Origin of the sequence: Staphylococcus sp. EG-SA-14 (genome assembly GCF_017151935.1) — a bacterium.
GTDB lineage: Bacteria > Bacillota > Bacilli > Staphylococcales > Staphylococcaceae > Staphylococcus > Staphylococcus aureus.
This window is the reverse complement of record NZ_JACVZM010000005.1, coordinates 23,500-36,786: the sequence shown is the minus strand read 5'-3', so window position 1 is coordinate 36,786 and position 13,287 is coordinate 23,500. Positions and strand designations below refer to the sequence as shown.

Genomic DNA, 13,287 nt, shown 5'->3' with positions numbered 1-13,287 from the left:
CCTACCCAATCGCCTTTAACGGATCTATTTTTCTAATTGTTAAAATGGAGAATAAACTTCCTAATACAGAGACAATCATTAACACAATTGCAAATACGAGCAATGTTAGTACATCGAATTTGACAGGTACTGCATCAGGTAAAAATGCACCTGTAACGCCTGTTAACAGTAAGCCAAATGCCGTACCAAATAATGCTAATATGAGCGTCTGCGAAATAACTACGTTCGCTAAATAGCCATTCGTAAATCCTTGAGCCTTTAATATGCCAAATAAACTTGTTTTTTGTAATGTCATGACATATAAGAAAATGCCTATAACTGTAGCTGAAATGACAAATAAGAATGAAATCATAAAGTTTAATGTTAAGTTCTGTGGTTTATAACCTGGTAAATTTTCAATAAAGTCATTAATACTTACCGCTTCAAGCTCTTGGTTTAATTTTTTGTCTTTCCAATTTGTATCACGTACAACAACTGCATTAATTTTATCTCCAGTCAATCTAGGATTGATCTTGGCAATGGTAGCGTCATTCGTGAAAATGACTGGTGACGCATTATATTTTGCACTTTCTGTAAAACCTACGATATGCAATTTTTCATCTGATTGAGATAGTGATAATGTGTCACCAATTTTAAATCCTTTATTTTTAAGCGTTTCATCAGCTAACACTTCATTATCTTTAGTCGCTTTATGCCCTTCTATTAAACTCGGAACTAAAAATGATGACTTTTCAACACCGAACACTAAAACATTGTCTTTTTGATGGCCATTAGACACAATTTCCCCTGTTTGCTTCAAAGTAGCTTGCTTCTTGTATTTATTTTCAATATCTTTCTTGTTAAAAACAGATTGTTGCACAGTTTGATTGGCATCTTTATTTAGAACAATGGCATCTGCTTGCCACTTATCAATGCCTTCTTTATTCATATTGATAAGACCATTCGCCAATCCAGATAATAAAAATAGCAAGTAACTAATCATCGTTAACACACCAATAATTAGTCCAAACTTCAATTTGTTGCGCCGTATTTCATTCCAAGCTAAAAACATGCATTTCTCTCCCTACTACTATGATTTAAACATTGTTTATATTCTTAGATGCACGTACGTCGTGTTGCGCTCTGTAATGTTATACATACACTTATCCTTCATTATACCCGAACTTTTTATATTAAAAGCAAATTTATGGAAAATGCAATTAATTGTCTATTATTTTTGTACGGTACATTTAAAATTAAGGATCAATTTAAAAACGCCTACATATACCTTTAAGTACATGTAGACGTCCAATTCATATATTATTTAACTTCGCCTGTTTTAGGATCGAATTGCTTAATAGCATTTTTACGTAATTTATCTTTTGCTTTGTCACTTGCTTTATAGTTATTGTTGTAAATCGTAGCTTCCCAACTACCATACATTGGGTTAGGGAAAATGATATATTTCTTACCGAAATCGTCTTTATGTTTTTCAATTAATGCTTCACGAGATTCAGCTGTAGCTTCTTTTGGATCTGTAAAGTCTAATAAATTATCTCCAAATAGCATGACAAGTTTATGATCCTTTTGAACCATTTGTCTGCGTGATTCTTTACTCTTATCATCTTTACCTTTTAGTAAAATATGACTCTTCTTAGCTTGAGGGATACCTTGTTGTTTTAAGTTCTTTTGTGTTGCCTTTAAATCTTTTTCTTTATCTCTATCAGAAATATAGTAGATATCGACACCTTTTTTGTCAGCATATTTCAAGAATTCTTTTGCGCCATAGACAGGTTTAGCTTTAGCAGCTTGTACCCATTCATGCCAACCTTCTGGGAAAGGTTTATTATGTATTGATGCATAGCCTTGATATGGAGAATTATCTAAAACTGTTTCATCTAAATCCAAAGCAATAGCTAACTTATGTTTACCTTTATTCTTTTTAATCTCTTTATCTAACTGTGTCTTTGCACTGTTATAACCTTGTAAATATAATGCTTTTGCTTCAGCTGAATTTTGATACCAAGCCACTGCCATATTATTTTGATTACCAAGATTCGCCTTTTGTGATGCTGGTATAGAAGCTTGTTGCGTTTGTTGAACTTCAGCAGAACTTTTGGCAAACGCTGTAGAATTTGTCGTTTGTGGTGCTGAAACTGTAACCGCTACCGATAATGATGCTATTGCAATATACTTTGAAATTTTATTCATCTTATCACCTCATGATTAATATTTAAAATACAGTTAAAATTATAAATGCATTTATTTAATATTGCTATACTATGAAAAGATATTTAATATTATTTCTTGAAAAGCTAACAAATATGTGAACATTTCATATAAGCATGATTTAATGGGAGACCTATCACATGAGAGAGATTTGTGATTTATCACGTAATAAACTTAAATTCATTTGAGTGACTAGGCCTTCCTATCAGACATATTCACTCATCCACGTATCATTATGTGTACAGTGTGCTATCTCTTATTTACCTATTGGAACAACCATAAACTCATCCATAGTTTACCTTTTATAAATAGCAGTCCTCACTCATACAATTTCTCATAAAAATCACAACGCTCCAACGTATTTCCAACTTACTTTCACCTATTTTAATTCATAAAAACGACACTTTAATTGTCATTATCCAATAATAGCAAGACGTTATTATTGCAATCTTTTTTATAAAATAATAGAATCATAGTATTGTCATTTAAAGATAAAGTAAGAACGTTTTTATTTTTCAGATTTTTTAAATTATTATGAATATCTAGTTTTAGGAAGGAAATTACATTGAAAAAACAAGTTATTATTTCGGGCCTCATGTTATTTTCACTATTTTTTGGAGCCGGAAATTTAATATTCCCGCCCATTCTTGGCCATACAGCGGGTCAAAATATGTGGATTGGTATGCTAGGCTTTGCCCTTACAGGCATATTACTCCCCTTTATTACTGTTATTGTTGTTGCATTTTATGATGAAGGTGTTGAAAGTGTAGGCAATCGTATACATCCATGGTTCGGGTTTATTTTTGCTGTCGTGATTTACATGTCTATCGGAGCATTTTACGGTATTCCACGTGCTGCAAATGTCGCGTACGAAATTGGTACAAGACACATTTTACCTGTGCATAACCAATGGACTTTAATTATATTCGCAGCAATCTTTTTTGCCATCGTTTACTGGATTAGTTTAAATCCATCGAAAATCGTTGATAATTTAGGTAAATTATTAACACCATTATTACTATTAATGGTCGCTCTATTAAGTATTGCTGTCATTTTCAACCCTGAATCTGCACTAAGTGCACCTAAGGATAAATATATAACACATCCTTTCATTTCAGGAAGTTTGGAAGGCTATTTTACAATGGATCTTGTTGCTGCGTTAGCTTTTTCCGTAGTCATTGTCAATGGCTATAAGTTTAAAGGCCTCACAGATCGCATGAAAATTTTAAAATATGTCTGCTTTTCAGGTCTTATTGCAGCCATATTACTTGGAATGATTTACTTTGCACTTGCATACGTTGGGGCATCAACGGCTCCAGGAAACTTTAAAGATGGTACAGATATATTGACGTATAACTCATTACGCGTATTTGGTTCATTTGGCAACATAGTATTTGGTATGACAGTGATACTTGCATGTTTAACAACATGTATAGGACTCGTCAATGCTTGCGCCACATTTACTAAGAAACACGTACCTAAGTTTTCTTATAAAATATTCGCACTTATTTTCTCTATCATAGGGTTCTTATTTACAACACTTGGTTTAGAAATGATTTTAAAAATTGCTGTACCATTGTTGACATTAATATATCCCGTGTCGATTGCACTTGTACTCATATCATTTGCTAACATGTTTAGCACATTCAGATTCAGTTGGGCCTATCGACTCGCAACTGTTATTACATTGATTATTTCAATTTTACAAATACTAAATAGTTTCAACTTATTACACGGTGTTATTTTGAAATCGTTTATGATGTTACCTTTAGCAGATATCGATTTAGCTTGGCTTGTACCATTCATGCTCTTTGCTATTATCGGTTTCATCATCGATGTATTTATACGCCGTCCGAAACAAGCGACAACTTAATAAATGCTCACTGCCTAGTAATGATTGACCCATCGTTACTAGGCTTTTTTATATGAAATTCATGACTTTTCAGTGATACCGTCTGTCTATTGATTATTTTAAAATAAATGATTTGTTAAAAAATCCTAGCTGTTATTCAAAAATATTAGTTTTTAAAATTAATTTTGTGAAATTATTCACAAATAAGGCAATTCATAGTATACTCTGATTAACAAATGAAAAGTGAGGATGTCATTGTGAAGGAGAAACATATTAAATGGGATAAGATTTTTTATGGGGACGACTGGGTAAATAACGTAGTCGAAACGATAAGAACAAAAGATATATTACAAAGCGTTTATTTAAAACGTTATTTATTACGCGCGATGATGGCAGGATTTATTATCGGGATTATTACGGTCTTCGTATTATCAGTTAAAGCAACACACGAACCAGATTTACCGCCAGGCATTGTGAATATGGCCAGTGCCATTACATTCAGCTTTGCGTTAGTACTCATTTTATTTACAAACTCCGAACTACTAACCAGTAACTTCATGTACTTTACTGTAGGCCTGTATTATAAAGTAATTAAACCAACTAGAGTATTGAAAATATTTTTATTATGCTTTGCAGGAAATATTTTAGGTGCTGCTATTTTATTTAGTTTCATGCGTTTTTCAAATGTAATGACGCCAGATATGTTAAATCAGTTATCAGCAGTTATAGAGCATAAAACGTTGTCTACTGGTTTTGTAAGTATATTAATGAAAGCGATATTCGCCAATTTCTTTATCAATATTTCATTAGTTATTGCCATGCAAATTGACGATGTACTTGCAAAAATGTTTGTCATGATGTTCGGTGTTACCATATTCGCCTTTATGGGTTATGAACATGTCGTTTACAACAGTTGCTTATTTATGGGTGGTTTAATTTATCAAGTTGATACATTGCACTTCATACCAGCTATTTCGAATATCGCTGCGGCTTTTATCGGTAACTATATTGGAGGCGGACTCATTATAGGTTTATTCTATGCTTACTTGAATGATCATCATCAATTTTATAAAAATAATTAACTATATTTGAACAATGCGTTAGTCGATGCCTTAAATATTTAGAAGTGCATTGTCTAACGTATTTTTTTTAAGTTCGTCAATGGTTTTTGTCCGATGCTATGAGCATTATCAAATACAAAATGCTCTCTTAAAAGCAGTTATTGACTGAAAATCTACTTCTAAGAGAGCACTTTATTTAATTACTTAAGAAATCTTGAAATTTCAATATACGATGTTTATGATAAGTCGCTTATTTCATCTTTAGGCTTGTTATTAGTAAGTAGTTTAATACCACTGACTAACCATAAAGCAAATGTAATTATGTTACCACTTATTACAGCTCCAATAATCAACAATATACCACTCATTTTTTTGTTTTTAGATGCTTTAAACATACCGATTGCACCTAAAATAATTGAAATGATTCCAAATATGAATAGGGATAAGAATAATACAGTGAAAATTGCTGCTGCTGTTTCTGCATCAACTGGGTCAACCTCACCATTAACTGTTGTTGACACATCTGTAGTCATTACACCTGATGCTGCTAAAACCATCAATAGTAAACTAAATACCGTTGCTAAACCCTGAATAACAATTCCTATTATTGTCATTATTTTGATCGATTTTTCCATTGACTTACTCCTTTATTATTATTTACAAACTTACGTTTGTGTTCTTATATATAAATGTTTAAATTTATATCGTGTTTATTTTAAAAATTATTGTCGCTAAAGCTCATTTACTTTTTGAAACTGGTTAAAAGTTTTAAAGAAAGCCTACGTTAATCTTTTTCCACTTCTACATTTTCATCTTCATAATCTGCTTTATGGTCTTTCATATACTTAATTGGGTCTATTTCTCTATTAATCTCTGCCTTACCATCTTTTATTTCATATGCGAAATAATACATTTTTTCACGATCTTTATATAATTGAATACCAATAACAATGACTTTACCATCTTTATAGACATGTGTATTACTGTCTTCTTGTTTAATGTCTGTTTTAATAGTGTTTTGTACTTTCGAGGCAATTTTATTCATTTGATTCTGTTCTTTGTACACTTTATCAATATCTTTTTGATACTTTTCACCTTTATTAGAACAACCTGCCAATATAATTGCTAACATTAAAAATACTACCAATATTCTTTTCATCATTTTTCTCCTTAGATGGCTGTCATTTTCCACACACTACAATACTGATAATATGCTTTATCATTGTGATGTTTGAACAATGTTTAACCAATTGTTATCAACTTAAAATTCGTTTAAATGTTTGACGCAAGATTTTGATTAATTATGATATTAAAGTCTTCTTAATATAAACATCTATTTCAGTGTTAATTTACAACTATCTACTGAAAATTATGTCATCATAATAAATTATGCAATAACTATTTGATATCTTTACATTGCTATGTATCTCTAAAAATTGCCTCCCACACATTTATTTCATAACCAAATATTTAACTATTTATAATTATAGTAAAAAACATTTTAATAGTATATACTTTTCTCATATTTTTTTGATATAAGTTTTAAAAAATAAGTCGATGTGCATCAACTTTATAAAATACACTACAATAACCTTTTCAATTAATGGCAATTTTAAATTTATATCGTGATTTATTAATTAGTTAAACTCATTTATACATATGATGTATGGATACCGAGAAGCTAATAAACTTTTTAAGTTGCAAATAATCTTATCGTTTACCTTCTTCTTTGAGTCAAATGTAAAACGAGGGTGATTTTGCACAGCCTTCTATAACATATATGCTACTCTTGGTCTTTAACATACTTCTCTACTTCTCGAATTTCTTCCATTTCATATTCCGTTTCTGGTAAAACACCAAACTTTTTATACATATAGTAGTTTTCCTTTCCTGATGGACCAAAACCTAATTTAATCCAATCTATATAATCAAACGATACTTTCAAATTACCCTCTCTTGTAAAATCAAATTCACATGATGTCCATGGTTCTAAATCTTCTTCTTTAAATGCGTTTCTTAACTTCTTAAACAATCTATATAAATCCGTCCACAAATCATAAAATACTTTTTCAGAGACATTATACTCTCTAGGGATATATGTGTAATAATTCAATTCATCACTACCTGGTTTAGTATAATTAAAAATGACTTCCCCAGCTTGATCAGTTACATAAGCTATTGTAAATACTTGCTCCCATTCTACTGGTATCATCCCACTAATCTCATTCGCAATCTCGTTGTACATTTGACTTAATTTTTCTTCAAAATTCATGTTATCGCCCCTATAGTTCAGCTTCATCTTGCTCTTTAACATAATCTTTTATTTTTTTTACCCAATTTATGGCATATTCTTTTTCAGGCCAAATTCCAAATTTTTTATACATGTAATAATGTTCTCTTCCCATTTGTCCAAACTCTGAATTCGCCCAATCAATATAATCAAATGAAACATTCAATTTGCCGTCTCTTGTAAAGTCAAATTCACATGATGTCCATGGTTCGAGTCCTTCTTCTTTAAATAAATCTCTTAGTTTATCAAATTGCTTATATAATTCATATACTGAGTCCATAAATTCTGATCTTGATATATTATATTTATTTAACACGCTCGTATAGTAAAATAATTCATCACTTCTTGGTTCAGTATAATTGTAGAACACTTCTCCACTTCTTTCATTTACATAAGCCATTGCATATACCTTTTCCCATTCTACCGGTATCATACTGCTAATTTTATTTGCAATTTCATTGTACATTTGACTTAGTTTTTCTTCGAAAGTCATATTATCGCCCCTATAGTTCAGCTTCATCTTGCTCTTTAATATATTGCTCGATTTCTTTAATTTCTTCCATTTCATATTCCATTTCTGGTATAACCCCAAATTTTTTGTACATATAATAATTTTCACGGCCTAATTGATCAAACTCTGTATTTATCCAATCAATATAATCAAGTGAAACTTTTAATTTACCTTCACTTGTAAAATCAAATTCACATGATGTCCATGGTTCTAAATCTTCTTCTTTAAATAAATCTCTTAACTCCTCAAATAAATCATATAAATCCATCCATAAATCATCAAATACTTGCACAGAAATGTTATACTCCTTAGGTATATCGGTGTAATAATTCAAGTCATCACTACCTGGTTTAGTATAATTAAAGAATACTTCACCTCCTCCATCATCTATATAAGCCATTGTATATACTTTTTCCCACTCTACCGGTATCATACTGCTAATCTCATTCGCAATCTCATTATATAATTTGCTTATTTTCTCTTCGAAAGTCATGTTATCACCTCTATTGTTCAGCTTCTTCTTGCTCTTTAATATATTGTTCGATTTCTTTAACTTCTTCCATTTCATATTCCATTTCTGGTATAACCCCAAATTTTTTGTACATATAATAATTTTGACGGCCCAATTGATCAAACTCTGTATTGATCCAATCTATATAATCAAATGAAACTTTTAATTCACCTTCTTTTGTAAAATCAAATTCGCATGATGTCCATGGTTCATATCCTTCTTCTTTAAATATATTTCTTAAATTTTGAAATTGTTTATACAACTCATACGCTGAGTCCATAAATTCTGATTCCGATATATCATATTTATTTAATACACTAGTATAGTAGTATAATTCATTGCTTCCAGGTTCTGTGTAATAGTAGAACACTTCTCCACCTTCATCATCTATATAAGCCATTGTATATACTTTTTCCCACTCTACTGGTATCATGCTACTAATCTTATTCGCAATCTCGTTGTACATTTGACTTAATTTTTCTTCGAAAGTCATGTTATCGCCCCTAATCTCTACTTTAATAATAACGATATATTTATAAATACATTCAAATAACTTGAAATTCTATTTTTACAATTTAGTAAAATCTAAATATATGCATCCATTTAAATTTTCACCCTAAATTGGTTCATCATCTTGAAACTATATATTTTTCTTAAATCCTTCAGAGTTTTTACTTACAATACTCGTTTCCATTTTTCGGAAATGGAAACAGACTCGTGATTTTCAACGCAAATAAATGAAGGAGCAAATTTATCAAACTCGTTTGAGTTACTCATGTTTATCTACCTTTCATTAATCATTATTAAAATTTAGATTCGATTTCTAAACCATTACATTTTCAGTTAGAATTTTTATATTTTAATGGTGTATATTTTAATATTGTAAAAATCACATTTTACATTCATTGTCATTATCTTTTTATTTTCAAAGTATTTGAAGTCTTTTAGATTCAGCTACATCTATTATGTATAAATCATTAGGACGGATTTCTTTTAAACCCGTCCTATTTTAAATTAATATATTCTATTGCTTTAATCTTGATTGCTGTATTTTATAAACGAATACTGTACCGATTGTAAATAAAATGATAGCAATTATGAATAATGGTATTCCAAATATATTAAAAGATTCACCGTAAAGTTTTACTCCAATTTCCATATACCTAGCTTTCATTACGAAGTAAAATAAGATAGGCATAAATATAAATACTGCATATGTCCCAATGATTGATAAAATTATCGTTGGTTTTGATATAGATTCAAGTGCTTTAGAATTTTTATGCGGTGTATAAACAAATAGCCACATGACATTCAGTGCCAACATTCCAAAGCTACCTAAACATAAAATAAATCCATAAACACTTGTTAAACTTAAAATCCCTGCAATTGTTAAAAGTATCCACCAAGTATATTTCATGCTATGACACTTCTTTTCCTATTTTGTTATATCTTAAAACAGAAATCCCACTTATTAACCAAGCAATAAATGTTAATAAATTGGCACTGATCACTGCACCAATAATATACAAAATGCCACTCTCTCTATTATTCACAAACAACTTTTTCATAGCTATAATGCCTAATAAATCTGAAGCTAAAGAAACAACAAATAATATTGCAAATATTGTCACGAATGTTGCTTGAGCAGTTTCTGGACTTTGTATAGTTTGTTCACCATTAACAGTTGTGGTCAATTCTGGCTGTATAATTCCTGTTGCTGATAAAATTAAAAATATTAAAAATAACAATGTTAAAAAACTTTGAATAATAATTCCAATTAAAGACGTCACTTTGATTAATTTTTCCATTTTCCTGCTCCTTAAAATTATTTTACTTTAATATCTTTATAATCTGATTTGTGTTCTTTCACGTATGTTTTAGGATTAATATCTCTCTTATAATAAATTTTGTCGTTTTTAAACTCGTAAGTCGCATAAAACATTTGATCTTTATCTTTAAATAACTTATAGCTGATGATAATTAATTTGCCATCATCAAATACATAAGTATTTACTTTATCCTTATTAAATTCAGGATTAACTTCATTACTCTTTTTAACCATCTCTTTATGAGTTTCTTGTTGAATTTTCATTACTTTATTAATTTGACTTTGATATTTATTTTCATTTTGCTCATTACCACAACCATAATTGATTATACTCAGCATTATAATTAACACTCCTATAATTAATCTTTTCATTGGTTACTCCTTAATTATCTATTTTTAATAAAAAAGTCTTTCAACTCTATGGGTTTGCGATTAGGTTTTATAAAAAATTCCCAAAAGTGATAGGCCGGCTGTCCAGATTTTTTATTTTCTCTAAATGAGCGAACATGTAAAAATCTAAAATAGAATGGAATCGCATATAATCCCGGAATCATATATAAAATCGACAGTACTTTTGTAACTTTCACTCTATTAGCTAATTCAATATTACTTTGATCATATTGATAGTTTTTCAATAAAATAAAGTAAAAAATAATTTCTAACAATATGGTAATTGCATATGCAACCATAATTGAAATATAACAATAAAAGCTTACTCTATCGCTAAAATCCCTACCATACTGCAAACGATTATTAATTAGACTTGCAATAATTGGTGGAAATGCCAGTAAAATCATCATTGCAAATGGAATAACTTCAAATGATAAAAATATTTTGTTTATTTTCTTTATTTTTTCCATTACTGCTCCTTTAATTGGTTAATTTTTCAATAGCAGAAGCTATTGAATTTATTGCATTTTCTAGTACAGATAATGTATTACCTAATGAATTAACTTCATTTTGCATCTCGGTAGTTTTATCGATGAGTCTATCGATATTATCATCAATATTTTTTATACAATTTGTTATTGAACCACTTATGAGTTCGTTCTCACTTTTCTCTTCCAATTTCGAATGATTCTTCCTAGAAATATCAACAATTTTAAATTGCAGCAAACTAAGATTAAACAAATCTTATTGCTTAACCTCTTTCCCATAATTAACTTTCTTGGCTTTTAATATATTGCTCGATTTCTTTAACTTTATTAATTTCATATTCCATTTCTGGTATAACCCCAAATTTTTTATACATATAGTAATTTTCTTTTGCTAATGGTCCAAATTCTAAATTCACCCAATCAATATAATCAAAAGATACATTCAATTTGCCATCTCTTGTAAAGTCAAATTCGCATGATGTCCATGGTTCAAGACCTTCTTTTTTAAAAGTTTCTCTTAACTCATCAAACATTCGATAAACTTTAAACCATGAATTCTTAAAAATATCTTTAGAGACATTACAATCTTTAGGTATATCTGAATAATAATTCAATTCATCACTACCAGGTTTAGTATAATTAAAGATTACTTCTCCAGCTTGATCAGTTACATAAGCTATTGTAAATACTTGCTCCCATTCTACCGGTATCATACTGCTAATCTCATTCGCAATTTCATTGTACATTTCACTTAATTTTTCTTCGAAAGTCATATTATCGCCCCTATAGTTCAGCTTCATCTTGCTCTTTAATATATTGCTCGATTTCTTTAACTTTATTAATTTCATATTCCGTTTCTGGTAAAACACCAAACTTTTTATACATATAGTAGTTTTCCTTTCCTGATGGACCAAAACCTAATTTAATCCAATCTATATAATCAAACGATACTTTCAAATTACCCTCTCTTGTAAAGTCAAATTCGCATGATGTCCATGGTTCAAGACCTTCTTCTTTAAATGCATTTCTTAACTTCTTAAACAATCTATATAAATCCGTCCACAAATCATAAAATACTTTTTCAGAGACATTATACTCTCTAGGGATATATGTGTAATAATTCAATTCATCGCTACCTGGTTTAGTATAATTAAAAACGACCTCTCCACCTTCATCATCTACATAAGCAATTGTATATACCTTTTCCCACTCTACTGGTATCATTCCACTGATTTCATTTGCAATTTCATTGTACATTTGACTTAGTTTTTCTTCGAAAGTCATATTATCTCCCCCCTATAGTTCAGCTTCATCTTGCTCTTTAATATATTGCTCGATTTCTTTAATTTCTTCCATTTCATATTCCATTTCTGGTATAACCCCAAATTTTTTATACATATAGTAATTTTCTCTAGCTAACGGACCTAAACTTAATTTAATCCAATCAATATAATCAAAAGATACGTTTAATTTACCATCTCTTGTAAAGTCAAATTCGCATGATGTCCATGGTTCATGTCCTTCTGTTTTAAATAAATTCCTTAAATTCTTAAACAAGTAATACAGATTCATCCATAAATCATCAAATATTTCTTCCGAAACATTATAATCTCTAGATATATTCGTGTAATAATTCAATTCATCGCTACCTGGTTTAGTATAATTAAAAACGACCTCTCCACCTCTATCATTTACATAGGCTATCGTATATACTTTTTCCCACTCTACTGGTATCATCCCACTAATCTCATTCGCAATCTTGTTGTATATTTCACTTAGTTTTTCTTCGAAAGTCATGTTATCGCCCCTATATTTTCAAAATAGATATTGGTTTCATTTCCGTTAAATAAAAAGCACTAAACAACACCTCTACGTCGCTTAATGCTTCTTCAAATTAATATTACTCATTTCATACCTAAATTCACTAATGGAACTAAAATAACTGCAACTATTGTTACGATAACTGGAATTCCAAATAATTTCGAGTCTTTTTTAGTATTATATTATTTGTAAATAACAACCCTAAAACTCCTGCTCATTATTTTGTCTTTCAATTTATTTAACTATTTATAATTATAGTAAAAAATATATTAATAGTATATACTTTTTTACCATTTCTTAAATAAAAATTTACCAACACCTATATGT

At 29.7% G+C, this 13,287-nt stretch carries 18 protein-coding genes; 2 read left to right on the top strand and 16 right to left on the bottom strand.

Annotation, left to right across the window (positions count from 1 at the left end; genetic code table 11):
• Position 1: 1 nt before the first annotated feature.
• Together IDG63_RS04965 and IDG63_RS04960 are read right to left on the bottom strand one after the other, a co-directional pair.
• On the bottom strand, positions 2 to 1,051 hold the full coding sequence (locus IDG63_RS04965) for an ABC transporter permease (protein WP_000477931.1): 1,050 nt from the start codon (positions 1,049 to 1,051) through the stop codon (positions 2 to 4).
• 248 nt (positions 1,052 to 1,299) lie between these two features.
• Entirely contained in the window at positions 1,300 to 2,190 is an 891-nt protein-coding gene (locus IDG63_RS04960) for a 5'-nucleotidase, lipoprotein e(P4) family (RefSeq protein ID WP_001033878.1), read from the bottom strand.
• A gap of 583 nt (positions 2,191 to 2,773) precedes the next feature.
• On the opposite strand from IDG63_RS04960, the gene brnQ2 reads away from it, so the two are divergent.
• On the top strand, positions 2,774 to 4,081 hold the full coding sequence (gene brnQ2, locus IDG63_RS04955) for a branched-chain amino acid transport system II carrier protein BrnQ2 (RefSeq protein ID WP_000745086.1): 1,308 nt from the start codon (positions 2,774 to 2,776) through the stop codon (positions 4,079 to 4,081).
• 236 nt (positions 4,082 to 4,317) lie between these two features.
• Positions 4,318 to 5,142 carry a formate/nitrite transporter family protein gene (locus IDG63_RS04950; protein ID WP_000659770.1) on the top strand — a complete coding sequence of 275 codons (825 nt, stop codon included), beginning with the start codon at positions 4,318 to 4,320 and terminating at the stop codon, positions 5,140 to 5,142.
• A gap of 215 nt (positions 5,143 to 5,357) precedes the next feature.
• Here the strand turns inward: IDG63_RS04950 and IDG63_RS04945 are convergent, their stop codons facing one another.
• The 14 genes from IDG63_RS04945 to IDG63_RS04880 all read right to left on the bottom strand — a co-directional run bounded on the left by IDG63_RS04945 (position 5,358) and on the right by IDG63_RS04880 (position 12,936).
• Positions 5,358 to 5,756 (bottom strand): DUF4064 domain-containing protein, encoded by a 399-nt coding sequence (locus IDG63_RS04945; protein ID WP_000415665.1) that lies wholly within the window; start codon positions 5,754 to 5,756, stop codon positions 5,358 to 5,360.
• A 149-nt stretch (positions 5,757 to 5,905) separates the two neighbouring features.
• A complete protein-coding gene (locus IDG63_RS04940) occupies positions 5,906 to 6,280 on the bottom strand; it encodes a DUF4467 domain-containing protein (protein WP_000822161.1) in 375 nt (124 codons plus the stop codon).
• 624 nt (positions 6,281 to 6,904) lie between these two features.
• Entirely contained in the window at positions 6,905 to 7,393 is a 489-nt protein-coding gene (locus IDG63_RS04935) for a TIGR01741 family protein (RefSeq protein ID WP_001008489.1), read from the bottom strand.
• 10 nt (positions 7,394 to 7,403) lie between these two features.
• Positions 7,404 to 7,904 carry a TIGR01741 family protein gene (locus tag IDG63_RS04930; protein ID WP_000142124.1) on the bottom strand — a complete coding sequence of 167 codons (501 nt, stop codon included), beginning with the start codon at positions 7,902 to 7,904 and terminating at the stop codon, positions 7,404 to 7,406.
• Between the two features lie 10 nt (positions 7,905 to 7,914).
• The gene (locus tag IDG63_RS04925; RefSeq protein WP_000141941.1) at positions 7,915 to 8,415 is read right to left on the bottom strand and encodes a TIGR01741 family protein; all 501 of its coding nucleotides are present in this window, start codon (positions 8,413 to 8,415) and stop codon (positions 7,915 to 7,917) included.
• Between the two features lie 10 nt (positions 8,416 to 8,425).
• Positions 8,426 to 8,926 (bottom strand): TIGR01741 family protein, encoded by a 501-nt coding sequence (locus tag IDG63_RS04920; RefSeq protein ID WP_000142138.1) that lies wholly within the window; start codon positions 8,924 to 8,926, stop codon positions 8,426 to 8,428.
• Between the two features lie 531 nt (positions 8,927 to 9,457).
• The gene (locus tag IDG63_RS04915) at positions 9,458 to 9,850 is read right to left on the bottom strand and encodes a DUF5084 family protein (protein ID WP_000878108.1); all 393 of its coding nucleotides are present in this window, start codon (positions 9,848 to 9,850) and stop codon (positions 9,458 to 9,460) included.
• Between the two features lies 1 nt (position 9,851).
• Complete coding sequence (locus IDG63_RS04910) at positions 9,852 to 10,241, bottom strand: DUF4064 domain-containing protein (protein ID WP_000413099.1); 390 nt, start codon at positions 10,239 to 10,241, stop codon at positions 9,852 to 9,854.
• A 17-nt stretch (positions 10,242 to 10,258) separates the two neighbouring features.
• On the bottom strand, positions 10,259 to 10,633 hold the full coding sequence (locus IDG63_RS04905) for a DUF4467 domain-containing protein (protein ID WP_000825546.1): 375 nt from the start codon (positions 10,631 to 10,633) through the stop codon (positions 10,259 to 10,261).
• A 14-nt stretch (positions 10,634 to 10,647) separates the two neighbouring features.
• On the bottom strand, positions 10,648 to 11,121 hold the full coding sequence (locus IDG63_RS04900) for a DUF5083 family protein (protein WP_000411307.1): 474 nt from the start codon (positions 11,119 to 11,121) through the stop codon (positions 10,648 to 10,650).
• Between the two features lie 10 nt (positions 11,122 to 11,131).
• Positions 11,132 to 11,329, bottom strand: coding sequence for a hypothetical protein (locus IDG63_RS04895; protein ID WP_001808199.1), 198 nt, complete (start codon positions 11,327 to 11,329; stop codon positions 11,132 to 11,134).
• A 91-nt stretch (positions 11,330 to 11,420) separates the two neighbouring features.
• Positions 11,421 to 11,912, bottom strand: a complete 492-nt coding sequence (locus tag IDG63_RS04890) for an antitoxin YezG family protein (protein WP_000142003.1) — start codon at positions 11,910 to 11,912, stop codon at positions 11,421 to 11,423.
• 10 nt (positions 11,913 to 11,922) lie between these two features.
• On the bottom strand, positions 11,923 to 12,423 hold the full coding sequence (locus IDG63_RS04885) for a TIGR01741 family protein (protein WP_000142091.1): 501 nt from the start codon (positions 12,421 to 12,423) through the stop codon (positions 11,923 to 11,925).
• A 12-nt stretch (positions 12,424 to 12,435) separates the two neighbouring features.
• A complete protein-coding gene (locus IDG63_RS04880) occupies positions 12,436 to 12,936 on the bottom strand; it encodes a TIGR01741 family protein (RefSeq protein ID WP_000141988.1) in 501 nt (166 codons plus the stop codon).
• Positions 12,937 to 13,287 lie beyond the last annotated feature (351 nt).

Excerpts from the sequence above, each read along its gene's own strand:
- IDG63_RS04965 (WP_000477931.1), bottom strand. The coding sequence starts at position 1,051 with ATGTTTTTAGCTTGGAATGAAATACGGCGCAACAAATTGAAGTTTGGA.
- IDG63_RS04960 (WP_001033878.1), bottom strand. The coding sequence starts at position 2,190 with ATGAATAAAATTTCAAAGTATATTGCAATAGCATCATTATCGGTAGCG.
- IDG63_RS04945 (WP_000415665.1), bottom strand. The coding sequence starts at position 5,756 with ATGGAAAAATCGATCAAAATAATGACAATAATAGGAATTGTTATTCAG.
- IDG63_RS04940 (WP_000822161.1), bottom strand. The coding sequence starts at position 6,280 with ATGAAAAGAATATTGGTAGTATTTTTAATGTTAGCAATTATATTGGCA.
- IDG63_RS04935 (WP_001008489.1), bottom strand. The coding sequence starts at position 7,393 with ATGAATTTTGAAGAAAAATTAAGTCAAATGTACAACGAGATTGCGAAT.
- IDG63_RS04930 (WP_000142124.1), bottom strand. The coding sequence starts at position 7,904 with ATGACTTTCGAAGAAAAACTAAGTCAAATGTACAATGAAATTGCAAAT.
- IDG63_RS04925 (WP_000141941.1), bottom strand. The coding sequence starts at position 8,415 with ATGACTTTCGAAGAGAAAATAAGCAAATTATATAATGAGATTGCGAAT.
- IDG63_RS04920 (WP_000142138.1), bottom strand. The coding sequence starts at position 8,926 with ATGACTTTCGAAGAAAAATTAAGTCAAATGTACAACGAGATTGCGAAT.
- IDG63_RS04915 (WP_000878108.1), bottom strand. The coding sequence starts at position 9,850 with ATGAAATATACTTGGTGGATACTTTTAACAATTGCAGGGATTTTAAGT.
- IDG63_RS04910 (WP_000413099.1), bottom strand. The coding sequence starts at position 10,241 with ATGGAAAAATTAATCAAAGTGACGTCTTTAATTGGAATTATTATTCAA.
- IDG63_RS04905 (WP_000825546.1), bottom strand. The coding sequence starts at position 10,633 with ATGAAAAGATTAATTATAGGAGTGTTAATTATAATGCTGAGTATAATC.
- IDG63_RS04900 (WP_000411307.1), bottom strand. The coding sequence starts at position 11,121 with ATGGAAAAAATAAAGAAAATAAACAAAATATTTTTATCATTTGAAGTT.
- IDG63_RS04890 (WP_000142003.1), bottom strand. The coding sequence starts at position 11,912 with ATGACTTTCGAAGAAAAATTAAGTGAAATGTACAATGAAATTGCGAAT.
- IDG63_RS04885 (WP_000142091.1), bottom strand. The coding sequence starts at position 12,423 with ATGACTTTCGAAGAAAAACTAAGTCAAATGTACAATGAAATTGCAAAT.
- IDG63_RS04880 (WP_000141988.1), bottom strand. The coding sequence starts at position 12,936 with ATGACTTTCGAAGAAAAACTAAGTGAAATATACAACAAGATTGCGAAT.